The sequence below is a fragment of the Thiohalocapsa sp. genome (assembly GCF_022340605.1).
Taxonomy (GTDB): Bacteria; Pseudomonadota; Gammaproteobacteria; order Chromatiales; family Chromatiaceae; genus Thiohalocapsa.
Map to the genome: position 1 here is coordinate 14,959 of NZ_JAJDNQ010000071.1, position 23,652 is coordinate 38,610.

Annotated in this window: 19 protein-coding genes; 11 read left to right on the forward strand and 8 right to left on the reverse strand. The window is 65.7% G+C overall.

What is annotated here, in order from left to right; all coding sequences use genetic code 11:
- Positions 1-67: 67 nt before the first annotated feature.
- Together LJE69_RS09095 and LJE69_RS09100 are read right to left on the reverse strand one after the other, a co-directional pair.
- Positions 68-1,528 (reverse strand): RtcB family protein, encoded by a 1,461-nt coding sequence (locus tag LJE69_RS09095; protein ID WP_296924108.1) that lies wholly within the window; start codon positions 1,526-1,528, stop codon positions 68-70.
- A gap of 45 nt (positions 1,529-1,573) precedes the next feature.
- Positions 1,574-2,026, reverse strand: coding sequence for an archease (locus LJE69_RS09100; RefSeq protein ID WP_296924109.1), 453 nt, complete (start codon positions 2,024-2,026; stop codon positions 1,574-1,576).
- Positions 2,027-2,671: 645 nt separating this feature from the next.
- On the opposite strand from LJE69_RS09100, the gene LJE69_RS09105 reads away from it, so the two are divergent.
- Both LJE69_RS09105 and LJE69_RS09110 read left to right on the forward strand, forming a co-directional pair.
- Entirely contained in the window at positions 2,672-3,685 is a 1,014-nt protein-coding gene (locus LJE69_RS09105) for a hypothetical protein (RefSeq protein ID WP_296924110.1), read from the forward strand.
- A 116-nt stretch (positions 3,686-3,801) separates the two neighbouring features.
- The gene (locus tag LJE69_RS09110; protein WP_296924112.1) at positions 3,802-4,095 is read left to right on the forward strand and encodes a hypothetical protein; all 294 of its coding nucleotides are present in this window, start codon (positions 3,802-3,804) and stop codon (positions 4,093-4,095) included.
- 271 nt (positions 4,096-4,366) lie between these two features.
- Here LJE69_RS09110 and LJE69_RS09115 read toward each other — a convergent pair whose 3' ends face one another.
- The 3 genes from LJE69_RS09115 to LJE69_RS09125 all read right to left on the reverse strand — a co-directional run bounded on the left by LJE69_RS09115 (position 4,367) and on the right by LJE69_RS09125 (position 8,852).
- The gene (locus LJE69_RS09115; RefSeq protein WP_296924114.1) at positions 4,367-7,771 is read right to left on the reverse strand and encodes a mechanosensitive ion channel domain-containing protein; all 3,405 of its coding nucleotides are present in this window, start codon (positions 7,769-7,771) and stop codon (positions 4,367-4,369) included.
- 621 nt (positions 7,772-8,392) lie between these two features.
- Positions 8,393-8,608, reverse strand: a complete 216-nt coding sequence (locus tag LJE69_RS09120) for a hypothetical protein (RefSeq protein WP_296924116.1) — start codon at positions 8,606-8,608, stop codon at positions 8,393-8,395.
- A 22-nt stretch (positions 8,609-8,630) separates the two neighbouring features.
- Complete coding sequence (locus LJE69_RS09125; protein ID WP_296924118.1) at positions 8,631-8,852, reverse strand: LysR family transcriptional regulator; 222 nt, start codon at positions 8,850-8,852, stop codon at positions 8,631-8,633.
- 207 nt (positions 8,853-9,059) lie between these two features.
- Here LJE69_RS09125 and LJE69_RS09130 point away from each other — a divergent pair, with 207 nt between their 5' ends.
- The 3 genes from LJE69_RS09130 (at position 9,060) to LJE69_RS09140 (ending at position 12,923) form a co-directional block, all read left to right on the forward strand.
- The gene (locus tag LJE69_RS09130; RefSeq protein ID WP_296924120.1) at positions 9,060-9,404 is read left to right on the forward strand and encodes a cupin domain-containing protein; all 345 of its coding nucleotides are present in this window, start codon (positions 9,060-9,062) and stop codon (positions 9,402-9,404) included.
- A gap of 267 nt (positions 9,405-9,671) precedes the next feature.
- Entirely contained in the window at positions 9,672-10,094 is a 423-nt protein-coding gene (locus LJE69_RS09135) for a nitrile hydratase subunit alpha (protein ID WP_296924122.1), read from the forward strand.
- 1,341 nt (positions 10,095-11,435) lie between these two features.
- Positions 11,436-12,923 (forward strand): DUF1214 domain-containing protein, encoded by a 1,488-nt coding sequence (locus LJE69_RS09140; protein WP_296924124.1) that lies wholly within the window; start codon positions 11,436-11,438, stop codon positions 12,921-12,923.
- 170 nt (positions 12,924-13,093) lie between these two features.
- Here LJE69_RS09140 and LJE69_RS09145 read toward each other — a convergent pair whose 3' ends face one another.
- From LJE69_RS09145 to LJE69_RS09155, 3 genes are all read right to left on the reverse strand, one after another.
- On the reverse strand, positions 13,094-13,318 hold the full coding sequence (locus LJE69_RS09145; protein ID WP_296924126.1) for a hypothetical protein: 225 nt from the start codon (positions 13,316-13,318) through the stop codon (positions 13,094-13,096).
- Positions 13,319-13,616: 298 nt separating this feature from the next.
- The gene (locus tag LJE69_RS09150; RefSeq protein ID WP_296924127.1) at positions 13,617-14,174 is read right to left on the reverse strand and encodes a hypothetical protein; all 558 of its coding nucleotides are present in this window, start codon (positions 14,172-14,174) and stop codon (positions 13,617-13,619) included.
- Between the two features lie 353 nt (positions 14,175-14,527).
- Positions 14,528-16,699: a glycosyl hydrolase family 57 gene (locus LJE69_RS09155; protein ID WP_296924129.1), complete on the reverse strand. Its 2,172-nt coding sequence runs from the start codon at positions 16,697-16,699 to the stop codon at positions 14,528-14,530.
- A 114-nt stretch (positions 16,700-16,813) separates the two neighbouring features.
- Between LJE69_RS09155 and LJE69_RS09160 the strand changes: the two genes are divergently transcribed.
- The 6 genes from LJE69_RS09160 to corA all read left to right on the forward strand — a co-directional run bounded on the left by LJE69_RS09160 (position 16,814) and on the right by corA (position 23,501).
- Entirely contained in the window at positions 16,814-17,032 is a 219-nt protein-coding gene (locus LJE69_RS09160; protein ID WP_296924130.1) for a hypothetical protein, read from the forward strand.
- Positions 17,033-17,184: 152 nt separating this feature from the next.
- Positions 17,185-18,051 (forward strand): ARMT1-like domain-containing protein, encoded by an 867-nt coding sequence (locus tag LJE69_RS09165; protein WP_296924131.1) that lies wholly within the window; start codon positions 17,185-17,187, stop codon positions 18,049-18,051.
- A 441-nt stretch (positions 18,052-18,492) separates the two neighbouring features.
- On the forward strand, positions 18,493-19,875 hold the full coding sequence (locus LJE69_RS09170) for a hypothetical protein (RefSeq protein WP_296924133.1): 1,383 nt from the start codon (positions 18,493-18,495) through the stop codon (positions 19,873-19,875).
- Positions 19,876-20,434: 559 nt separating this feature from the next.
- Positions 20,435-21,721 (forward strand): citrate synthase, encoded by a 1,287-nt coding sequence (locus tag LJE69_RS09175; RefSeq protein WP_296924135.1) that lies wholly within the window; start codon positions 20,435-20,437, stop codon positions 21,719-21,721.
- Between the two features lie 35 nt (positions 21,722-21,756).
- Positions 21,757-22,266: a hypothetical protein gene (locus tag LJE69_RS09180; protein ID WP_296924137.1), complete on the forward strand. Its 510-nt coding sequence runs from the start codon at positions 21,757-21,759 to the stop codon at positions 22,264-22,266.
- Between the two features lie 161 nt (positions 22,267-22,427).
- A complete protein-coding gene (gene corA, locus LJE69_RS09185) occupies positions 22,428-23,501 on the forward strand; it encodes a magnesium/cobalt transporter CorA (protein ID WP_296924139.1) in 1,074 nt (357 codons plus the stop codon).
- Positions 23,502-23,652 lie beyond the last annotated feature (151 nt).

A 23,652-nucleotide genomic window follows, 5' to 3' on the forward strand; every position in this document is an offset into this window, starting at 1 on the left:
GACAAGGGTGGCACCGGCAAGACCACGCTGGCGGTGAACCTCGCCGCCGGGCTCGCGGTGCGCGAAGTCAGCCCTTGATGCAGATCAGCGGCTCCAGCCGCGCGACCCGGCGCGCCAGTCCGGCGCGCTCTGCCACCAGCACCACCTCGCTCACGTCCTTGTAGGCGCCCGGCGCCTCCTCTGCCAGCCCGCGCGCCGATGGGCTGCGCACGACGATACCGCGGTGCGCCAGCTCATCCTGCACCGCGCGGCCATGCCAGCGCTTGGTGGCGGCGCGCCGGCTCAGCGCCCGGCCGGCGCCGTGGCAGGCGGAGGCGAACGCGAGCGACCTGCTCTCATCAGGGCGTGGCTCGTTGCCCCCCACCAGGATGTACGAGGCGGTGCCCATGGTGCCGCCAATCAGCACCGGCTGACCGACGTCGCGCAGGTCCGCCGGCAGGTCCGGGTGCCGCGGCCCGAAGGCGCGGGTGGCACCCTTGCGATGCACGTACAGCTTGCGCTTGCGGCCGTCGACGACGTGCTCCTCGAGCTTGCAGGTGTTGTGCGAGACGTCGTAGAGCAGCGCCAGGTCGGTACCGAAGAACTCCGTGAACGCCCGGCGCGCCAGGTGGGTGAGGATCTGGCGGTTCGCCAAGGCGCAGTTGATGCCGGCGCGCATGGCGCCGAGATAGGCGCGGCCGAGCTCGGAGTCGATGGGCGCACAGGCCAGCTCCCGGTCTGGGAGGGTGATGCCATGCTTGGCCGCCGCTACGGCCATGCGCTTCAAGTAATCGGTGCCGATCTGGTGGCCGAGCCCGCGCGAGCCGCAGTGGATGCTGACCGTGACGTCGCCGCGGCGCAGCGCGAAGGCGTCGGCGGTGGCCGGATCGTAGATGTCGGTGACGGCCTGCACCTCCAGGTAATGGTTGCCGGAGCCCAGCGTGCCCATCTCCTGCTGCTGGCGCTTCTTGGCCTGCTCGGAGACTTGGTCCGGGTCGGCGCCGGCCATGCAGCCGCGCTCCTCGATGCGCTCCAGGTCGTCGCGCCGGCCGTAGCCCTCACGCACCGCCCAGGCGGCACCGCCGGTGAGCATCGCGTCCATGCCGCGGCGATCCAGCCGGATGGCGCCGGTGCTGCCGACGCCCACCGGGATCGTGTAATAGAGGGCGTTCGCGAGTTCCTGCTGCACGGCCATCACGGCGGCACGGTCGAGCCCGGTGTGCAGCGTGCGCACGCCACAGGAGATGTCGAAGCCGACACCGCCGCCGGAGACGACCCCGCCGTCGTCGGCGTCGAAGGCGGCCACGCCGCCGATGGGGAAGCCGTAGCCCCAGTGGGCATCCGGCATCGCGTAGGAGGCACCGACGATGCCGGGCAGGGTCGCAACGTTTGCCGCCTGCTCCAGCACCTTGTCGTCCATGTCGCGGACCAGCGCCTCGCTGGCGTAGAGCACCACCGGCACACGCATTGCGCCTTGGGGCGCGATGCGCCATTCGGTGTCGCTGATCCTGGTCAGCGCCCGCGTGAAATTGGTCATGAGCCCGGTCATGGTGACACCTCGGGGTCCGTCGCTGATTTGCCCCAGCCTTGCCGCTCAGACGTCGACGACGCAGCGGGCGGTCCAGAGTCCGCTCGCGTCATGCGTCACCGACAACGCCGTATAGGTCGCGCCCTTTACCTCCACCGCCGGCCGATGGCGCTCCCGCTCCACCGACTCGCCGCGGATGGTGGCGCGCAGCCGGCCGTCGTCGATGCGCACGTCGAACCGCGAGAACAGCATGCGCTCGGTGGCCATGCGGTAGATCAGCGCGTTGAGCCAGTCCACGAGCAGCAATTCCAGGTCCGGCTCGTCGCAGGCGACGTCCAGCGCCACCCGCGGCTGCACGGCGGCGGGGTCGCAGACGATGGCGGTCAGCGCCACGGCCGCCTGCGCGAACGCCTCCGCCGGGCTGCGCCCGGCGCCCTCGACGCCCATGTCGGCACGATGCTCGAAGTGACGCCAGCCGGGAGCGGACGGGGCCTGCTCTGGAAGATCGGATGCGCTCATGGGTATTGCTCCGTTGGCACTGAAGATGCCGAAGCACTGGAGAGAGGGCGAGCCGGCGGCGCCGTGGAGCGGCATCGTCTACTGCAACTCTAGCCCACCCAACAGGACCGCACGACGCAGGGAGGAGCTAACTCCGATCATCGCCCCCAGCTTGCCTGCGCCGAGGACGGCGCGCAGCGGCTTCGGCCGCTGAAACTGGCGGGGCATCGCTCCCCGCACGGGGAGCGCCGATAGGTCGGCGTTTCCCAAACAACGACGGATGGGTCCATGACGGAGATCGATGGACGTGAAAGTGACGAGCGTTTTTCCGGAACCACCCGATGTTGTCCAAATCCAGGCGGATGATCATCGCTCTCGGAGGCTCGCCAGCTCATGGGGTCCACCTCAGGGAGCATCGCGAAGCGCAGAGGCCCTGCGGAATTTCGCGCTCGCCGTAATATGCATGGTCTCTCCATGTCGTGGCATGGGCGTACGCCGCGCCTGGCTACGCCAGCCGTTGCGCACTCGGCGTCGGCCGCGGTCTGGACGCCGCACCGGCAGATGCGCCCACGGCGGCGTTGTCCACCGCAGGGCGGTCGGCACGTGCGCCGACCGCCCTCGGCGGCGTCGCCCAAAATAATCACAACCACCCGGAGGATGGATAAGATGTTCGCTGCGTTCCTCGAGGCGACGTTCCGCCGCTTTGGCGGCAGCTTCGACGTATTGTCCAAGGACGATGGGCCGCCGTCAGCGTGCGCCAGCACCCTGGACCAGGCGGTCGAGCACGTCGTCGATGAAATCTCGCCCCGGCTGCGCGCCGTGTCCGGCTACGCCCGGCGGCTGCGCGGACCTGTCGTCACGGCCCTGCGGAGTATCGATCAACTGGTCGACGCCATCCCTGGTGTCCTGCCGTGCCAGCGGCGCACCTATGCATCAGACCCGCGGGTCAATGCCTTCTTCGTGAACTATGCCGGCCTGCAGGAGGTCTTCAGCCATAGCCGCGAGGTGCGTGACCTGTTCGACGCCAACGCCGGCGCGGAGCAGTGCTTCGCGCTGCTATGCATGCACCGCGAGGAGCGCCGCCAGTTGGGCATGGCCGTGGAGGGCGACGTGCTGCGCAAGGATGTCCTGCAGACCGCTGTCAGTTTCACCGATCACCAGTTGGTCTCGCCGGGTCTCGTCGAGGCCGATGCACGCTGTGCGCTCAAGTGCTGCATCTTCAATAGCCTGATTGGCCACATTCATCTGGAGTCGGCCGGCGCGCAGACCCGCACCGCCGAGCTCGAGCGCCGCGCCCGGGCGTGGCGGGCACGCCTAAGGCGCGCGGCCCCGGGCTCGCCCACACACGCGGCGCTGCGGCTTGAAGTCGATGTCATCGAGGCAGAGCTCCGCGCGCCCACGCTGCGCCTGACAACGCTCGACGATCTTTTCAACTATGTCGCCGACTCGCTGTCCAACCCGCACAAGCTGGTGAGCAGCCGCCAGTACAGCATCTTCATGGACCGCTTGGGCATCAGGTACGACGAGCCCGGCACGGCCGGCGCCCGCGAGCTGCCCCTGGCGGAGATTCATGTCGCCGGCCGCCGCCCCCGCGTCGCCTGCCTCGTGAGCTTTCCCCGCGCGGAGCTGCTGCCCGAGCGCGACTTCATCTGCGAGGCCAGCATCTTTTTGGCCGCCTGATCAGGACGGCCGCGCGGCAGGGAGAATCCCTGAAGCAGATGTTGTCCGGACCCGCGGTCGCCGGCCAATCAACCCCGCCGCCCACGTACGATAACGAACCAACGAGGAGTCCCCCGATGAACGATCATGCCAGCATCGAGAATTTGATCGAGGTGTTGATGCAGCGCTTCGAGGCCGAGCACCTGACCCGCATCCTGGCGTTGAAGAGCAGCGTCGCGGCCGGCCAGCCGCTCACGGATTTCGAGCAGGCGTTTCTGGAAGAGGTTTGCCGGGAGGCGATGGACAGCAAGTATCTGGTGGACCGCTGCCCCGAGTATCAGCCGCTGTACGCGCGCGTCGTCAATCTCTATCACGAGATCACGACCCAAGCGCTCGCCAACGAGGAGCAGCGAAACCGGGCGCCTGGCTGAAAACGTCCAAGTGAGGCCGCCGGCATCCACTGCGGCGGCGACTCGGAGCAAGGGCTGGTTGCGGCTCCCGGTGTCGGGCTCGCGGCGGCAGGTTTCATCGTGAAGCTGGCACACGCGTCGAACCAATGAGTATCCGGAATTGGCCGACAAACGCCTGGCGCTCGTCGCCCCGCTACCCGCGACCTTGCGGTCGGATGCGGACCTCGACCGGCCCGCGGTCGACGGACTCTTTCCAGCCCAGGCCGTCTTCCCGTGGGGGACACAGTCCGGTTCAGTCGGGGTTTGTCGGTGGTTCGATCTGCACCCGCAGCGGCGCAGTCGCGTCCAAGTGCACGTCCCGCTGCGGGAAGGCGATGCAGAGGCCCGCATCGGCGAAAGCGCGATTGATGGCCCGGTTCAGGTCGGTGATGGTGGCAAGGCGCACGTCGACGGAGTCCACGTAGGCGCGCAGGGTCAGGGTCAGCGCGTTGTCGCCGAAGGTGTCGAAGGTCACGCACGGCGGCGGGTCGTTCACGACGTGCACATGCTCCTCGGCAAGCCGTTGCATGATCGCGAGCGCCTTGTCGACGTCGCTTCCGTAGGCGACGCCCACCACCAGCAGGATGCGCGTGACCGGGTCGGACAGGGACCAGTTCAGCAGTCGCCCGGTCACGAACTCCTTGTTCGGCACCAACAGCTCCTTGCGGTCGAAGTTGCGGATGGTGGTGGCGCGGATGCGGATGCGGGTCACAACGCCGTCGGTGTCCCCGACGGTCACGGTGTCGCCGACACGGACCGGCCGCTCGAACAGGATGATCAGCCCGCTGATGAAGTTGGCGACGATCTCTTGCAGGCCGAAGCCGATGCCAACGCTGAGCGCCGCAGCCAACCACTGCAGTTGGGTCCAACTCGCGCCAAGCCTGCCCAGCACGAGCAGGATGCCGACGGCGCCGATGACGTAGCTGGTCAGCGTCGTCACGGCGTAGCGATCCGCGGCCGACATGTTGTAGCGCCGCAGCAGCACGATCTCGAGCAGCGCCGGCAGGCGCTTCAGGAGGACTAGGATGCCGGCGGCAAACAGCAGAGCCAGCCCGAGGTCCAGGAGCGTGATGGGCCGCTGTTGTGCTTCGCCGTCCACCATCACGGAGGTGTGCCAAAGCGTGTGCTCCTGCAGCGAGCGCAGGGCCGGCACGCTATCGGACCAGATCAAGGCCAGCCCGACCGCCGCGAGCACCACGAGCGCGGTGCGGATCAGGCGGCGCGTGTCGTCGCTGAGCGCAGAGAGGTCCACCTTCGGCTCCTCGATTTGCGCTTCCGCGGCCTCGGCCCCGTCACGCTGCTCGGCTTTGGCTTCGCTGGCCACGCGGCGCCGCTCCAGCGCGGCCTCGTAGGCGAGCCGCCGGCGCACCACCAGCAGCCAGCGCAGGGCCAGCGCATCCACCAGCGCCACCGTCAACAGCAGCAGCAGGGAGTCTAGAAAGTCGTTGGCCTCCACCGTCACTGTATACAGGTAGCCGGACAGCGCGAGCACGCCCAGCACGATGGGATAGAGCGCCAGCAGCGGGTACCAGAGCCAGTAACTGCCCATGATCAGTGGATAGTCCTCGGGGTGGCGGAGCTGGGCCATGATCCCGCGGCGCGGATGGAACAGCCGGTACAGGAACCAGGCCAGCGCCACGGAGGCGCTGGTGCCGGCGAGCCGCGCTGGCGTGCCGCCACTCTCCAGCGGGTAGAGACTCTTGAACAGATGCAGCAACGCCACCGCCGGGATGAACACCCAGGCCAGGCGCCGGGTCTGGGTATGCAGCAGCGCCAGGCTCTGTTCAGACCAGCGAAAATGCGCGGCCGCGAGCCCCTTCGGCACACACAGTGCCGTGAGCAGTTGCAGCGCGAACAGCAGCACCGCAACACGCAGCAGGGCGTCGCCGAGGGTCCGCGTCAGCTCGGTGCCCCCGGTGTCGGTGAGCAGCACCCAGCCTGCGGCACCCAACGGCAGTGGCAGGGGCAATGCCAGCAGCAGCGTTAGGCCGAGCGCCTTCAGCGTGTGGCCGAAGCTGTCCGTGGTCGGCTTGCCGACACGCCCAGCGATGTCCGCCATCTTTGCGATGATCCGGCGCCGAGCCCCCAGCAGCCCTGCTGCCAGCAACAGCGTCGCCCAGAATACCGGGCTTGCTCCGAGCTGACCGCTCAGGCGCTTGCCGAGCCCGCCGACGCGGGCCGTGGCCAGCATGGCGCGCAGTCGGCCCGGCACCGTCAGCAGTTCGTGCAGGTCGGTGGGCGGCTCGGTGCGCAGCCAGGGCAGATGCCCCAGCAACAGCGCCTTGTAATCGGCGGCACTGGCGAGCAGCGCCTCCTCCGCGGCGTCCAGCTCCTGCGCCTTCGCCAGATGGAGCTCATCGGTCTCCAACATGCGTTCGAGCAGCGCCAAGCGGCGCGCCACCAATTCGTGTAGCCGCGCCTGCTGGGCCGGCGCCGGTGCCGCTTGCAGCTGTGTCGCGAGCGCCGATACGCTGGCCTCCACATCGCTCAGACGCCGCGCCGCGGCGCGGTAGCGCAGCCGCAGCGCGTTGCGTTGGGCGATGCGGGCCAGGCGCAGCTCGCGCTGCCGGCGCACGTCGCTGAGGTCCGGCAGGCCATCGAGCTGCTCCAGCAGGACCGTGCCCAGGTCGCCGCTGACCTGCCCGGAATGCAGCGTGTCGCGGGCGTCGCGATAGTCGGCGCCGATGCGCGCCTGGAGCCGATCGACCCGCTCGTGCGCACGGTCGAGCTCACGCAACGCCGCGGTGAGCTGGTCGGTCTCGCGGCTCAGCTCGGCGTTGGCTTCCGCGAGCCCGGCCAGGACGGGGTCCATGCGCGCGGTCTCGCGCCGAACCCGCTCTGCATCCGCCCGGGCTGCGCTGGCGGCCTGCTGGCGTGTCGCGAGGATGCGCTCCTCCAGCGCCGACACCCGCGCGGCGATCCAGTCGATGCTGGCTGCCTCCTTGTCCCGCTTGGCCTCCAGCAGGTCGACCCGGATGGCACGGCTCAGCAGTTCCTGGTCGAGCCTCTGGATCTCGGTGCTGAGCGCCTGGTAGCGAGTCTCCAGCTCCCAGCGCCGGGCTTCCGAGAGCGCACTGGTGCGGCCGAGCCCGGCGGTGGAATCGGCCTCGACCTGGAGGCTCGCAGAGGCGGCCTCGCGCGCCTCGTCGGCCTCGCCGAGGCGCTGGCGCACGGCGGCGGGGCGGTTCTGCTGGAATGCCAGCCGTGCCTCCAGGTCGTCGTGGCGGGCCTGAACGGCGGCTAGGTCCGCACGCACCTCCTGCAGGCGCCGCTCCAACTCCGCCAGCGGTGTGTCCGGGTCCAAGGCCAATTGCGCCAGCGGGTCATCGGCGAGAGTCTTGGCGCGCGCCGCATGCAGCGACTCGATCTGCGCTGGCGCGGTCTCGGCCGTCTCGCGGTAGGCTGCCGCCGCCCCCGCATTGGCCTGCGCCGTCTCGAGGTTACTCTGGGCCTTGCGATACAGCGCGATGAGCTGCTGGCGGACCTCGTCGGTGAGGTCGGTGGCGGCTTCCACCTCGGCGATCTTGGCGTCGAGCACCGCAGCCGTCACCAGCGGCGACGGCAGCGCGTCGACGGTGTCCTCGGCCGCCGCGGCGAACGCGAGCGCCGCCAGCAGCCAGACGGTAGGCAGCGCGACAATCCACTGGGGTCGATTCATAGGCGGGAGAGCGGGTCCGCCGCCACGGCCTGCACCCGGACGTGCGGCCCCGCGTGTATTTCCGGACGTGGCTGGAATATACGTTCAACGGCCGCTGACGACGGCTTCAACCAGGGCAGGCAGGCGACGGCCAGCCCATCCCGCCGTCGGAAGGCGATCGGCGGCGGCGTTCGGGTCGGCGGCGAGTTGGGCAATCTCACCGAAGCCAAAAGCCCGGTGGGCGCAGCGTCGACCAGCACCGCGTGCGGCGATGGATCGGCCGTGCCGTGCTCGATCCATCGCGCACTCAACCGCGCACATGTCCGGCCGCTCGCCGGATCGGTTCCTCGCTTGGCTGCACACCCCGATGTCGAGGAAGACCTGTTCCGCCACCGGCAGTGGTCTTCTCAAGCGGGGACTATGACTCGATGTCCGGCAACCGTTGTCCGCGGACAGCCACCCCACAGTGCGCCGACGAACAATATCCGCTTGTCTTCAGGTTGCAGCAGCCAACCCCGGGCCTAGACCTTGCCCGGCGAGTCCGCGACGCCGCTCGAGTAGGGCTTCGGCGAGGGCCATCACCCGCGGTGGCACCTGCCGATTGCCGGGATACACCAAGGAAACCGGCTGTGGCTCTGGCCGCTACCCCTTAAGGATCTCCACGAGGCGCCCACGCTCTACCGCTGGCGCAGCGATGTAGCTTGGAACTTGAACGAGCCCCAACCCGTCCATCGCCGCCTGCACGAGCGCCTCACCATCGCTGAGCCGCACCAGCACCGGCAAGACGACTTGACGGCCATAGACGACGGGCATGTCGATATGCAGCGTGCCACACAGCCCGGTACGCGCATGCGTCATCTCCGCATCGAGCTGCTCGACGTCATCGAGGATGCGCTGACAGCGGGCATACGCGCGCGCCGTCGGGTGACAAGGTGACGTGCCGGGTGGTGCGGTAGAACAGGCGCACACCCGCGTGCAACTCGAGACGCGCGATGTTCTTCGCCACGGCGGAGGGCGTTAGGCCTAGCTCCCGCGCGGCCTTCGCGAGGCTCCCATGGCGAGCCGCCGACGCGAACGAGGCAAGCAAATCGAAACTGAGCACGGGATGTCTCCACCGGATTGACGATTTTGGTTCCTTCAAGTTGTGACTGCCTAAGATCATGCCGACGACCGCAGATGGTCGGCCGCCTGGATCCAAACCTTCCTGGACCATTAGTGCTCACCTAAAAAACTGCTACGGCGGACGATGCAATCGCACCGGGGCTGACCCGCAGCCTTAGCCCCTGATAAGTACATAGAGCCAAGCACCATGAGCAACGTACAAACCGCACCTGAGACGAAGGGCGTTACGGTGAAGTTACTTGCGACCGTTGACATTGGCCCTGAGATCGATGGCATGGCAGGTCGCCAGCTTCGAATGCGTATGGTGACCATCGAGCCTGGAGGTGTCTTCGGCCCGATCCATGACCATAAAGATAGACCCGGTATCGTCTACATACTGCAAGGGACGATCACTGACCATCGCAATGGCGTCGCCAGCGACTATGGACCAGGAGTGGGCTGGCCCGAGGATAGAAACACCACACACTGGCTTGAGAACAGAGGTACGACTCCGGCGGTGGAAATCTCGGTCGATATAGCCAGGCAAGAGTAAACTGCTTCTTTGGCTTGGCGGGCGGCTGAGTTTCGGCTTAGGGAGCCGATGCTGAGGCTCGCAAACATCAGAACATCTAACGCTATCGATTGCACTGGGGCAATCGTGCTGACGGCGCTGCGGCCGATAGAATGTACTCGTTGGCGTGGATCCGAAGGACCCCGCGACGCGGGGCGGCAGCGCGGGTGATTTGGTCGACTATCGCCAGCCCCTGCGAGATGAACGTGCCGCGAGACACCAAGACCGGTCGTAGAGATCCAGCACCAATTGCACGCGCACCTGCCCCCGGATCCAGCATTGCGGGTTAAGGCGCTGGAGAGCCTGCTGGTCGAGAAGGGGCTACTGAACAGCGCAACGGTCGACCGCTGGATCGAAGTCTTCAGCGAGGAGGTCGGGCCAAAAAACGGCGCACGGGTGGTGGCACGTGCCTGGACGGACCCGGCCTTCAAAGCGCGCCTGCTGGCCAGCCCCACCGACGCGATCACCGAGATCGGGAAGGCCCGTGCCGCGCGCGATCCGGCGAACGGCACGACCTACTACAACCATGTCGTCGCCGCCTTGGAGCAACTGATGGACAAGAGCGGGCACTTGCCGCCAGACCTGCTCGCCAAGCGCAAACGGCAGTGGGAGGATGCCTATCGCAGAACACCTCATGGACAAGCCGTGCGGTTGCATGCGTTGGAGGGCTGAGCGGGCACGTCGACAGCTGCTGCCATGCTCGCGGGAGGTCCGACCGTGGCGACTGCACCATATTGTTTCAGGTCGCCCGGAGCTGGTCTTTCGACCTCGCGCAAAAGCCATCGAGCTGGCGTTATCCAGGCTTTCATCCGGTCACGCGGTGAAAGCGATCGTCTGCGTCCCGTAGGAGGGGTCGTTCTGGAGCCGGAAGAACTGATTCGGAATTCGCCACATCGTCTGCCAGCCGGTTAACCCGTAACGATGTACGGCGGAGACCCCAAGCCGATGGCGGGAATTTATGTGGTGGATTGCTTAAGTGAAAGTCCGTGCAACGCGTATGCAACGGAAGTCCCGATCATTCACGATCCTTATTCGCGATTGATTTCCGTAGGCAACTGAAAACGTCAGCTTTTTTTGAAGCCCGCTGTTGCCCGCCCGAATTTGCTTGGTGAGTCGGGACTCCCAGCGGGCGACGCGGGTGGGGTCTGCTGGGCGCAGAATCAGGGCATTGCGGTGTAGTTGGCGCGTGGACGAGCCGAGCTTGGTACCGAATCCGGACGGTGGTTGAGACTCGTAAGCAACGACGTTTGCGAGGGTCTCGACTATACTTTGCAGCACAAAAAGCCGAGTGCTATAGTAGGAAACAGGCTCGTCGACGCCACGCCGGGTATCGCGGGGACGACATGGACCTGCCGCTTGGCGACCAGCCGCGTACAGCTCCGAGTCGAGCACCCACGCCGGCACTCTTGCCAGCGCGGTGGGAGCGACTAATAAACATAGAGAGATCCGACGGTTGCACGACAAGAGAGAGCGAAGAGATGCGTTCCAGGACGCGTAGGCGCGGGCACCTGATGAGTTGGGCGAGGACGACGGCCAAGACTTAGGCACGCCCTGAATGGCCCCGCCGACAGGATGCAAGCGGACACTCTCAATAGACACGCGGAGGCATTCAATGCAAATAAAAGAGCAGACGAGCGATGGCGACGCCACGCTGAACGTGTGCAAATGAGTCGGGGGACCAGACGGCCAGAGATGCTGCTTCGGCATCTCATTTATTGTCGGGTCGTAGATAACGCATAGGTCTTGCAAACTCCACGGTGGCGCGGAAAGCAGCGGTTGATCTTCATCTGGACCCAAAAGGGGCTGACGATGGAATCCTGCGGGGCTCGCTCAGGACTAGCGGCGCCGAGGCGCGCAGGGCTCAAGCAGAGCGTCGGCAGCATCTGCGGCGATGCCGGCTCGTCGTCTGGCTTCGTCCCCGATGAGCCAATGTTCGGGTATTTGAGGTAGGAGCCGGGTTTGGGCGACGGACCGCTGATTTACTCCGCTCAACAAACAAAAATGAGGCTTCGCATGCAAGTCAGCCATCCGGAAATCCTTGATCCTATCTCCCGCGGTACGTTCGCTCCGACCCTGTTCACGCAGGGAGGACTCGCGGCAAGTGCGCCTCGCCTGCTCCAACTGGCTGCCTCGTTTGCCCTGGCAGCCGTCGTCGCCCTATTCGTTCCGGCGTACGCCGCAGGCGCAGAGGAGCGCCTTGGCAACCTTGACGCGGAGCGTCCTCCCGGCGAGGACGGCATCTTCTTCACGACCAAGAATTACGTCGAGACATTCTATCCCCTTTGGTTCACCCACACGCAGTTCAAGGTCGCGCCGCACAATCAATTGATAGGACCCGACAAGATCTCGCCACTCTACCAGGGCGTTGTCGCCATCAACGACGACACCTTGTACGCCAGCTCGCCCATCGACGTCACATCGGGGCCGGTCACCCTGACCGTTCCGGAAACCGACGCGGGCTACTCGGTTCTCCTGCTCGATCCGTTCGGCAACGTTTACGAGTCCGGCGTCCCCTCAAAGGCCGCGGGTGTGGCGACCCCTACCACCGTCTATTCCCTGGTCGCCCCGGACTACTCGGGGCCGGTGCTCACCGGGACGACGACGGTGAGGCTCCCACTCGCCTTCATGGTGCTGATCTTCCGGGCGGACCGATTCAGCGACGACATCGACCAGACGGCGGAAGCGGCCGCGTTCCGCGCCGCGCTGGAAGTGAACGGTAGCCCGACGAGCATTCTTCCGGTCGCGGAGTTTGCCTTTCCGGTCAAGACCATCGCCGACACCCTCGTCCGCAGAGATCCAATCACCTTCCTCAGCCAGACGCAGCAGGCGATTGCCAGCGCCTCGACACCACCACTGACGCAGCAAGAGCAAAAACTGTCCGACGACTTCGACGCCATGTTTGGAGACGGGTCGAGCCTCTCGCCAGAAGAAGAAGCCCTGTTCGCGGACGGCGCCGGGGCAGCGCACGATGCGCTGCTGCGCAATTACCTTGGGAATCGCGACGCCAATAACTGGATCCACTTCACGAACATCGGCGACTGGGGCGATAATGTTCTCGACCGGGCGTCAACCACCGAGTTTATCCAGTTTGGTAACGGCATCGAAACGGCGGCCTATTACCACACCTTCCTGGACGGCAACGGCGCACCGTTGGAAGGGAGCGACCCGGACGCGTACTACACACTGACGTTTCCGCCGGACGCGATCCCCGAGGCGTCCCGCTTCTGGTCTCTCACCGCCTATACCCCAAACGCCATCGAGCTGATCCCGAACCCCATCGACAAGTACCTGGTGGCCAGCTATACACCGGGACTGGAGGAAAGCCCCGATGGATCGATCTCCATCTACATCTCCCAGACACAACCAGACGGCGTGCCGGAGGCAAACTGGCTCCCGGTCTCCGATCGGGCCTTCAATCTGATGTTGCGTGTTTATGGCGTGGTGCCCAACAGCGATGTCGCGAACAATACGTACGCGCCGCCGCCCGTTGAGAAATGGTGAACGCGTGTCGGCGGCACTACCCGGAGAACATTCCGACCATCTCCCCTAGGCTCCGAATCGGCATTCTCGGCACAGCGGCGGTCTGCACGTACCTGCTTCGGGGTGCCTCACGGCGCGCGAGGCCCGATCATCCTAGAACTTGCGGTCCACATAGTTGTGGATCTCGCTCATCAAGGCGGCTGTTTGATCCCTAAACCCCGCGTGTCCATCGCTGCGCGCGCCCGGCCTCTGATCTTCTCCAGCAGATCCCAGAGCAGCGGCGACATCAGATTTGCGTAGATCAGGGCCACGAGCAGCTCAGGGCGGGCGGCCGCGTCGAACAGCGTTGGCCGTGCGGCCTGCGCCAACTCGTCGAGCGAAAAAGATTCTGCCCCAACGGAATCTATCGGTTTCACTGCCCCACAAACGCGGCTGTTGACCTGCGATCGACAGCACGGCCCATGTCGATGATCTGGTCCTGTTGCATCGCGTATAGCGCGGGCGCCCTTATGCGACTGCGGTCTCCCGCGGGTGGATCAGGCCGAAGACTAGAATCCGAAAGTGAGTCTCAGAACCATGGACGACCGCCAGCGGATTGTCGGCGACCCCGGGGGCCATTTGGGACCTGAGGCGTGACATCCGTTCACGCCTCGGTAGTCACGGCCGATCTTCGTCGGCTGCCTATAAGGGAAGGGACGCGAATCGCGGGGCTCGCTATTCGGGTGACGTCTGCACGCAGGCTTCACCGGAGGTGACAATTGGGATTGGTCCCGCGTCCGTCGTGGCGCTCAAGGTCATGGACTTGATACAGGTACCCCCGCCCACCACGAAGGTGAATTGGAAGGTTGCCGACTGCCCTTCCTGGATGCCGAGCAGCCCACACCCAGGCACTGAGGCCACTCCCGGCGCGATCGTCGTGGTGGCCTCTGCGGTACCAATTCCGGTAATCGGATCGATGCTGTAGGTGCCCGAGCCCGTTTGCGTTGCCGGACATAGACCTGCGATGTTTTGAGTCACGTTCAATTCCGTGACGTTGCCTTGGCCATCAAAACACACCCGACCCACGAAGGCGATACCGTGCAACACCAGATCCTTTGAATCAGCGATCAATGCCCCGTTATCACCGACGCTCACCTTTGGCCCCAACATCTGACCAGACTCGGACGTCACATAACATCCCGAGAGGGACGTGTCGTCGAATGCCAAAGCGGCAGGTCCGACCGAAATCAAGACGATCAGACCGAGAACAACCGCGTACCGTGAACAAGACATGTGGACCTCCTCAACGCTTGTGTTGCGGACAGCCTCGGAAGCGTCCCCTCGACGCATCCGATCAACGACAGTATGTCCGTCTCCAGCTGCCGGAACCGCCGGATTTGTCTGGCGCATGGCCCCTTGTCTCCCCCAGGTCAGACCCATGGCAAACAGGCCAGGAGACGGCCTATAGCGAGGCAACAAGAGGCCCAGGGAGGGAGATGCTGCCCGCTTATCGCGGAATGTTTCCGCTGCGGGCCTGGCCTATACAGGTCGGCTCGTGGCCGGGACTCTGCCGCTTCGGGAGACGGGGGTCAAAGTGCGCTAATGGTCAATGCTATCGAAAGCGTGCGACGACTGGCTCCACCTCTTCACGCCAGAAAGATCCGCTCCAGCGCGCCCCTGGACACGTTGCCACACTGGTCCTCGGCCTCGAGGTAGTAGCGCACATCGCCAGCGCCGACCGGCAGTTCGGCGGTGAAGTAGTCCGCCGTGAGCTTCGCCCCGGTCTGTGTGGGATAGGGGCCATGGTTGCGCATGGGCAGCCGTTGCTCGCCGCTGGCCGTGCGCAGGATCAGGTCGACGCGCGTCAGGCCGGAGCAGTCAGCGACAAAGGCATGCACGGTGCCCTGTCGCGGCGCGTCCAGCAGGCAGCCCTGGCCCCAACGCTTGCCGCCGGGGTTCTCTGGCGTGACCCAGGGCGGGAAGATGGTCGGGCCGGTTTGATCGCGGCGGGCGGAGCGCAGCGCGTTGATGGCGGGCTTGACGAGGTCGGCGCCGGCGTTGGCGGCGTTGGTAACCTGCTCGTCCCAGAGCGTTTGCCCGGTCCAGTACCAATAGCAGCTCGTCTCCGCCGTGAGCAGGAGCCGGATCGCCTCGGGGAGGCGCGAGTCGCCGGGCTCGCAGTCCTCCAGGGTGTGCACCAGGTTCTGAAAGGCAGTGAGCACGGCCCAGGAATTCAGGTCCGGCGAGTAGGGCTGCTCATAGCGGCTGAACCACTTCATGAACTGCGGATCGCCGTTGTCGGCGCCGGCCCAGGCGCCGGGCTCGATGTGAATGACCCGCGCGGGATCGGGCGGAAAGCGCTCCAGATAGTCCTCGGCGGTGGTCAGCTCGAAGCGCTGATCCTCTTTTAGCCATTCCACCAGGCGGCCGGTGTTGTGGTGGTAGTAGCTGTCGGCACCACCACCGTGGTTGTCGCCGTCGGAATGGAGCAGGAAGAAGGGCGGATGCGCCGGGTCGAAGCTGCCGCTGTCGACGATGCGCTGGTAGAGCTGCCCCAGCACATCGGGGTATTGCAGTGCGCCGAAGCCGCCGCGGGCGTCCTCGTTGCCGATGTAGCGCTCGGCCGGGATGGCGATGAGCTTGTGCAGCCGGCCGTCCGGATCCTCGTAGCCGACGTACTCAGGTCTAAGCAGCGACGGCGAGACCTTCGACGCCGCCCAGATGTTATGCAGTTGCAGCCAGTCGTCCACCGGTGGATTGACCTGCTCGGCGGGATTCGGCGGCAGCATGCCCTCCTCGATGCCGGCGTAGGGGTAGTCGCGACAGGCGCGGAAGCGATGGATGGAATCGTAGATCACCGCCTCGACGCCGGCCTCCACCAGCGCCGGGATCATGCGCACGTGAAAGGCCGTCTCCGGCGGGAACAACACGCGTGATGCCGCGACGCCGAAGGCGCGCTCGATGGCGCCGCGATGCCAGGCGATCTGCCGCACGATGTCCCGATGCGGGATCAACGGCATCAGCGGATGGAAGTAGCCGAGCCCCGCGAAGCTGATGCGCGGGTTGCCGAGTGCGGTGGAGGCGCCGGCCATGCGCCGCAGGGCATGGTTCCAATCGGCGAAGCGTCCGCCGCAGCGACCCTCGTCGGCGCAGCGGTCGAGCTGCTCGATGAGCGAGCCGCTCCAGCTCGTGGACAGACCGGCGTGGGGGAGCCCGCCGTCCATGTACCGTTGCACCGCAGCGGGGATGAAGTCCGTGTAGTTGCCGCCCCGAGAGCCGAAAATCTGGTCCTTTTCGCCGTCCCAGGCGTCGCGGTCGGCGGTGTTGTAGTACGGCTGGTGCATGTGCTTGTGGATGCCGAAGTACAGCTTGACCGCTGCACCACCGGGGGCACCGCCCGAGACCGCGGGCTGTATGGTCGCGGGAGCCCGCGCCGGGGCGTCTGCGCCCCCGTCGCTGGCACCCTGGCCCTGCCCGACCAGGCGAATCTCGCGGAAGTCCTTGATCCACTCCCCGCCCCCGGCGTGGTCGATGTCGGCGCGGCGGCAGCCTTCCACCTGGACGTCGATGCGCTCGCCGGCGACGGCGCCTGGCGGCACCTCAACCACATACGCCCAGTCGCCGCTGTCGGCTTGCCGGGCCTCGACCGAGGCACCGTTCAGGAGCGTTTCCTGGCCCGCGGCGCGCAAGATCACCTGCGGAAAGGGGATCTCGCCGTCCGCGGTGAAGCTGATGGTGAATGCCGGGTGTTGGCCGTTGGGATCGACGCGGAGATCCCGCGGGCAGTCGATGGTGAGTAACGTCGTGAAGATGCGCATAAGCCAGAAAGCGAGATAGGACGAATGGGGTTGACGGTAGCACAGCCCGGACACGGGCTCGCTCGGCCGGCCCGCCCGGACCGGCGACGACCACCGCGATGGTGCCCGGCGTAGATGATCAATGCCTGCCCGTCCGTGACCGCGGATCATGGGCTCGCGGCGACAACCGGCGTTGCGCCGCGCCTGAGAAACGCGGGCGCAACAGCATCGATTCGCGCGCCGGGCCGCCTCGGGGAGGGGCGGGCAAGCGCAGCGCAGTCCACCATCGCCGCGCCCGGCCATCAAGCCCAAAACGCGGATTTCGTGTCGATACCGGGCAAGTATTCGCTGTAGGTCGGTTTGGCGATCGTGTAACCAGACCATCAACGGCGAACCGTCGCCCAGCGTCGGGTTACGCTGCGCTAACCCGACCTACGCTCCTACCGCCGCCCCAAGCCCGGGTTCACGGTGCCAGGTTGGCGGCTCCGCGCACAAAGGTAGCTACGATGAAGATCTATCTGGACTGCTGGCCCTGCTTCATGCGCCAGGCATTGAGCGCGGCCCGTCGCGCCGGTGCGCCGCCCGCCCAACAGCGAGAGATCCTGGAGGAGACCATGGCGCAGCTTCAGGCGCTGGCAGCCGCGGCGACGCCGCCGGAGCTGGGTGAGCGCATCCATCGGCTGGTGCGAGAGCGCACCCGCCACCCGGATCCCTATCTGGAGAGCAAGCGCGCAGCGACGGCCCAGGCGCTGACGCTGTACCCGGAGCTCAAGGCCAGGGTCCAAGGGGCCGCGGACCCACTGGAAACGGCCGTGCGCATCGCCATCGCCGGCAACATCATCGACTACGGCGCCGCCGAGCACTTCGACCTTGTCGAGACCCTGGAGCGAGTGCTGACCGCACCGCTCGCCGGCGGCGGCATGCCCGCGCTGCGCCACGCCATCTCGGCAGTGGACGCGGTGCTCTACCTGGCCGACAACGCCGGTGAGACGGTGTTCGATCGGGTGCTGATCGACACCCTCGGCGTGCCGGTGGCCTACGCGGTCAAGGCGGGCCCCGTGCTCAACGATGCCACGCGCACCGAGGCCGAGGCCGCCGGGCTGCACACCGTTGCCGAGGTCATCGACACCGGCTCCGACGCCATGGGGGCGCCGCTGATGCTGTGCTCGCCGGCGTTCCGCCGGCGCTTCGATGGCGCCGCGCTGATCATCGCCAAGGGACAGGCGAACTACGAAACCCTGAGCGCCGTCTCCGCGCCCATCTGCTTCCTGCTCCAGGCCAAATGCGGCGTCGTCGCCGACGATCTCGGCGTTGCGACCGGCAGCGTGGTGGTGAAGGCCGCCGCCGCACTCGCCAGATTCCCGGCGGCGTAGGCCAAGCAGGCACGGCTCATAAGATCGGCCGCCCACGCGGGCGCCCGGTCGCGGCGAGGACGCCGCTCCCACAGAGCCACGGACCGTCGCGGCGAGGACGCCGCTCCCACGGGGCGACGGCACTCGACGCAGTTGATCGAGGCCGGCGATTCCATAAGCCGCGCCCGGGTCGGCGCGAAGGCGTCTGTCGTCATCTCATTCAGGGTGCTTCCTATCAAAAGGACCCCACCTCAACCGCCTTGTCGCCTTTACCCCCTCAGGCTAGGGTTAAAGAGACGTTACACGCCTCCGTGCCCAGCGCGGAAGCGATGATTGTCAGTCACGCCACAACCACACCGCGATCTGACTCTACACCCGGATCGCTTGTCTTGCGGCTTGTATCTCTGATTGCCTGCCTCCTGCGGCGTCTGCAACTGGAGAGTGAGGTTGAGAATGAGAGCGTTGCATGTCTACGTTTCCGCCGGCATCATTGCCGCGGCGTCCCTGATCAATACCGATGTGGCTTGGGCTCAGGCTTCCCCCGAGTTCACCAAGTGCGCATGGCCAGTCGAGCTCTCGCCCGAGGGCTCCGGTAACTTCCTGGCGCCGGATGATCGAGCGCGGTATTGGCTCATGCCTTTCGATACCGCTTACCAGACGATGGAAATCGCGGGCGCTTATCCGAATGCCCGATATTTCTCGTTCGTCGCTTACGATGGTGATGCGACCGCGCGTCCGTCCGACACCGCGGCGGTGCATCTTTATGACACAATCATTGCACCAGACGAGCCGAGCTCGGACACGCCACCAGCCGATGCCTCAGGCAATGATTCCTTCACTGTCTACATTACCCGCGAGGGCACGACCGCGGCGAATACCATCAATGTCAGCTCGAACTATGCCTGGGTCGCCTTGAGGATGTACGTGCCATCTCCGGATCCGGCATTGGGCGGTCAAGCCCTGACGGGCGGGGTGCCGCTGCCCACCGTCACACTGTATGGCGCTGACGGCGGCCAACCGGAAGTTCTGGAGCCGTGCCCCCTCCCGGCGCCCCCGGAGGGCGATTGGTATCCAGTCAGATCGGTCAATAAGCTGACGGATGTAAACAGCTTTCTCCAGGTGCTCTTCCCGCCGGGCTTTGAACTCAATCAGCCGCGGGACTACGACGAACCGGCCGGAGACCGGCTCTGGTTTGCGCCGCCGGACAAGCCGCCGATCGTCCTGATGCCGAATCCGGACAACAAGTACATCATCATGATTCCGGGTCCGTATCAGCCGGGCCGCCTTATCGTCATTCACGCCAAGGCGGCAACGTTCTCCAGTGCATACGCGGGGCCGCCCTACCCGGCACCCGGCTCCGAAGATGCCGACATGCGCTACTGGTCGGTGTGCAACAATGACTTTGCGTTGCCAATCTCGACCGTACGCTGCTTGACCGATCAGAGTGTGGTCACCACGGACGGCTACTATACGATCGTCATGTCGGACGATCTGGTTCGGCCCGACTGGCTGCCAGCCGATGTCAACTGGCTGCCTTGGGGCGACGAGCAGTACCCCAAGCTGATCTTCTACCGACATATGATCCCCGTGGTCGACGAGTCTGAATATGCCGACATCCCCTTTGCCTATGCGATCCAAAAGGTCGTCGTGGGGTGCTACGAGGATGCGTGCATACATCCAGAGGCCACCATCAAATTCACCTTGCCCGATCTGCCGCCACGGGCCGAGGTCACCCAGGCGGGGCCTTACGTCCAGGAAATCATGGGCGACTATTATCCGGTCACCGCCTGGTGTGACAAGTCGACCTTCGAGAGCGGTGGCTGGGAGGCCTGTCTCGCGGAGTAGTGAGACACAGACGATTGGCCTGGATAGCCAATCAATCGGCATTTCCCCGGCGGGACACGCCGACTCGTCGACGTGTCCCGCGCGGGGCAGGCGGCCGCGGGGAGTGCGCTTCGCTCAGACGTCGCGCGTGAGCCGCGCGAGCAGCAACACGAACGACAGAATGAGGGCCACGGTGGCAGGGAGCAAAGCCGCCGTCACTGCGACGCTACTGTGGCCATGATCATCACTCCATCCAGCGTCCTAGTGCACCAGTGCACAAGTCCCAGACCGTCTCAGGTCGTTGTCCTTGTCGTAATCGTGATCTCAACCGTCCGGATATTCGACCACGACCACAACCACGAGGGAGCCCGGTCTCGGAATTTCGGCAGCGAAGCACTCGCCCCGTAGGAGCGGCGTCCCCGCCGCGATTGGACGCCCGTCGCGCCGACGACGGCGCTCCCACGGCGGCGAACGGACTCATGAGAACGGCGGATCGCTCCACACGTGAGAGATCCCGATTCCGCTGCCGCGCGGATAGGACTAATCTCGGCGGATGTCACACCGCGGAGCCGCGCACCCCATGACCGATCGAGCCCATCTGAGCCTGGGCGACGCCCAGTACGAGTTTCCCGTTGTCGAGGGCAGCGAGGGCGAGCGCGCCATCGACATCCGCGACCTGCGCCAGCGCACCGGCCATATCACCCTCGACCCGGGTTATGCCAACACCGGCAGCTGCGAGAGTGCCATCACTTTCATCGACGGCGAGCGGGGTGTCCTGCACTACCGGGGCATCCCCATCGAGCAGTTCGCCGCCGAGCCCAACTTCGTGGAGGTGGCCTGGCTGCTGATTTTCGGGGCGCTGCCGACGGCGGAAGAATATGCCGCCTTCGCCGCCGACCTGACCCGTCATGCCAACCTGGACGAGGGCATGAAGCACCACTTCGAGGGATTCCCGCGCGCGGCGCCGCCCATGGCCATCCTCTCGGCCATGATCAACGCCCTCTCGTGCTTCCATCCGGAACTCATCGAGCTGGAGGACGCGGAGCGCTTCCGCATGGCCGCCGCGCGCCTGATCAGCAAGATCCGCACCATCGCCGCTTACGCCTATCGCCACTCCAGGGGGCAACCCTACATCTACCCGGACCCCCGCCTGCGCTACGTGCCCAACTTCCTGCACATGATGTTCGCGCAGCCCTACGTGGAGTACGACTGCGACGAGAGCATCGTCCGGGCGCTGAACCTGGTGCTGATCCTGCACGCCGATCACGAGCAGAACTGCTCCACCTCCACCGTGCGCATGGTGGGCTCCAGCGGCGCCAACCTGTTCGCGTCGTGCGCCGCCGGCGTCTGCGCCTTGTGGGGGCCGCTGCACGGGGGCGCCAACGTGGAAGTGCTCGACATGCTCGAGCGCATCCACGGCGGCCAACTCACCGTGGAGGAGTACGTCCGGCTGGCCAAGGACAAGGACAGCAAGGTGCGGCTGATGGGCTTTGGCCATCGCGTATACAAGAACTTCGACCCCCGCGCCAAGCTGCTCGGCGAGGTGGCAGAAGAGCTTCTGGCCAAGCTGGGCGTCAAAGACCCGCTGCTCGATGTCGCCCGGCGGCTGGAGGAGATCGCGCTCAGTGATCCTTACTTCGTGGAGCGCAAGCTGTACCCGAACGTGGACTTCTACAGCGGCGTCATCCTGCGCGCCATTGGCATCCCGACCAACATGTTCACCGTCATCTTTGCCATCGGCCGTTTGCCGGGCTGGATTGCACACTGGTGGGAGCAGCGCTCCGAGGGCAGCCGCATCGCCCGCCCGCGGCAGGTCTACGTGGGCAACACCGGCACCGATTACCTGCCCATGGAACGGCGGAGCTGAGGCGTCACGGAATCGTCGCGCGTGACCGGATTCAAATGGCCAAGCTCTCCACCATCGTCGCCCGGGAGGTCCGCAAGGCCCTCCCCGCTGTCATCTTCTTCCTGGTGCTGTTCCACTTGATCGCGCTGACCAAGGCGGTGTCCCTGGCCGACTACCAATTCACCGCCCTGCGGACGGCCGGGGCCACGTTGGCAGCGCTCATCGTCGCCAAGGCAATCCTGGTGGCAGAGGCCCTGCCACTGACCCGGCGGTTGCCCGGCAGCCTGGCGCTTCAAGTGCTGTGGAAGACACTCCTGTACAGCGCCGTCGTGCTCGCCTTCCGGGTCGTGGAGGAACTCATTCCGCTGGCAATCCGGCACGGCGGCGTGTGGGCTGGGGCGAAGGCGATGGGCGACGAGGTGGCCTGGCCGTTCTTCGCGGTCATCGCCCTGTGGATCATTGCCGGTCTGTTTCTCTACACCCTGATTTCCGAACTGGTGCACGCGGTCGGTCCCGAGCGGGTGCGAGCGCTGCTGTTCGCGCGGGGCGAGTCCGGCCCCGGATGACCGCCGCTCCCCGAAAAGACGCGCCGGGCACCGGACTTCCGCCAGTCCGGCGTACAAGCTCCCCGTGGCGGTGCGATGCAGCCCCGCGCGCTCCACACCACTATGCCGGATCGATTGGCGTGCAACGGTGAATCCAGCGCTGCCATTGAAGGAGCCGCACGATGAGAGCCTTCCGCAAGCGCTATCACCCACCCGGAACAGCACCGGGCACCCTTGCCGTCGTCGCCTCGGAGGTGCCCCCGCAGATCCGCCTCATCGATTACACACCGACGCACTACGAAGAAAAGGTGCTCGGCGCGCCGGCCGAGTGCGCGCCGTTCCTGGGGGCCGAATCCACGACATGGATCGATGTTCAAGGCAATGCGCCGCCTGACGTCCTGCGCGAACTGGGCCGCCTGCTGAACCTGCATTCCCTGGCCCTGGAAGATATTCTCAACAAAGGACAGCAGGCCAAGCTGGAGGAATACGATGAGCACGTCTTCGTGGTCATGCACCTGCCAACCCTGGACGAATCCGACGCCCTGCGTGTCGAGCAGGTGAGTTTCTTTCTCGCCAGAGGGCTGCTCGTGAGCTTCTATGGCCAGGCGCAGGAGCCCTTCGAGCCCATCCGCCAGCGGTTGCGCAAGCGCATCGGGCGCCTGCGCAAGCACGGCAGCGACTATCTGCTCTACGCGCTGCTCGATGTCGTCGTCGATCACGCCTTTCCCCTGCTCGAAAGCTACGGAGAGCGCATCGAGGCGCTCGAGGACGAGGTTCTGGAACAACCCCGCCAGGACATCCTGACCAAGGTTTATCAATTGCGCCGCGAATTGCTGTTGCTGCGACGCATGTGCTGGCCGCAGCGGGATGTTTTGAATGACCTCTTCCGCGGCGACTGTGACTGCATCGAGCCCGAGACCACCCTGTTCCTGCGTGACTGCTACGACCATACGGTGCAGATCCTGGACCTGGTGGAAGCCTATCGCGAAATGGTTGCAGGGCTGTTGGAGGTCTATCTGTCGAGCCTCAGCAACCGGCTCAATGAATCCATGCGCTTGCTGACCATCATCGCCACCCTGTTCATTCCGCTGACCTTCATTGCCGGGGTCTACGGCATGAACTTCGGCAATAACACGGAAAGCTGGTGGGCCATGCCGGAGCTGCGCTGGGCCTACGGCTATCCGGCCATTTGGGCGTTGATGATCGGCATCGCGGCGGTCATGCTCTATCTCTTCAAACGCAACAAATGGCTGTGAGAGAAGATGCAAAGCCTGTGCTCCGACGCGGGGCAAGTGACGATGCCAAGACAAGGTGAACGCGCCTAGGGTGGGCGCGCGGAGAGGCTGGGAAAGTATTCGATGTAGGTCCGCTCGTTTCCCGCGTTGCGAGCAATACTTTCACGGTCTC

Excerpts from the sequence above, each read along its gene's own strand:
- LJE69_RS09100 (WP_296924109.1), bottom strand. The coding sequence starts at position 2,026 with ATGAGCGCATCCGATCTTCCAGAGCAGGCCCCGTCCGCTCCCGGCTGG.
- LJE69_RS09130 (WP_296924120.1), top strand. The coding sequence starts at position 9,060 with ATGAGCAACGTACAAACCGCACCTGAGACGAAGGGCGTTACGGTGAAG.
- LJE69_RS09175 (WP_296924135.1), top strand. The coding sequence starts at position 20,435 with ATGACCGATCGAGCCCATCTGAGCCTGGGCGACGCCCAGTACGAGTTT.
- LJE69_RS09110 (WP_296924112.1), top strand. The coding sequence starts at position 3,802 with ATGAACGATCATGCCAGCATCGAGAATTTGATCGAGGTGTTGATGCAG.
- LJE69_RS09120 (WP_296924116.1), bottom strand. The coding sequence starts at position 8,608 with ATGACGCATGCGCGTACCGGGCTGTGTGGCACGCTGCATATCGACATG.
- LJE69_RS09180 (WP_296924137.1), top strand. The coding sequence starts at position 21,757 with ATGGCCAAGCTCTCCACCATCGTCGCCCGGGAGGTCCGCAAGGCCCTC.
- LJE69_RS09155 (WP_296924129.1), bottom strand. The coding sequence starts at position 16,699 with ATGCGCATCTTCACGACGTTACTCACCATCGACTGCCCGCGGGATCTC.
- LJE69_RS09150 (WP_296924127.1), bottom strand. The coding sequence starts at position 14,174 with ATGTCTTGTTCACGGTACGCGGTTGTTCTCGGTCTGATCGTCTTGATT.
- LJE69_RS09160 (WP_296924130.1), top strand. The coding sequence starts at position 16,814 with ATGATCAATGCCTGCCCGTCCGTGACCGCGGATCATGGGCTCGCGGCG.
- corA (WP_296924139.1), top strand. The coding sequence starts at position 22,428 with ATGAGAGCCTTCCGCAAGCGCTATCACCCACCCGGAACAGCACCGGGC.
- LJE69_RS09140 (WP_296924124.1), top strand. The coding sequence starts at position 11,436 with ATGCAAGTCAGCCATCCGGAAATCCTTGATCCTATCTCCCGCGGTACG.
- LJE69_RS09105 (WP_296924110.1), top strand. The coding sequence starts at position 2,672 with ATGTTCGCTGCGTTCCTCGAGGCGACGTTCCGCCGCTTTGGCGGCAGC.
- LJE69_RS09115 (WP_296924114.1), bottom strand. The coding sequence starts at position 7,771 with ATGAATCGACCCCAGTGGATTGTCGCGCTGCCTACCGTCTGGCTGCTG.
- LJE69_RS09165 (WP_296924131.1), top strand. The coding sequence starts at position 17,185 with ATGAAGATCTATCTGGACTGCTGGCCCTGCTTCATGCGCCAGGCATTG.
- LJE69_RS09095 (WP_296924108.1), bottom strand. The coding sequence starts at position 1,528 with ATGACCGGGCTCATGACCAATTTCACGCGGGCGCTGACCAGGATCAGC.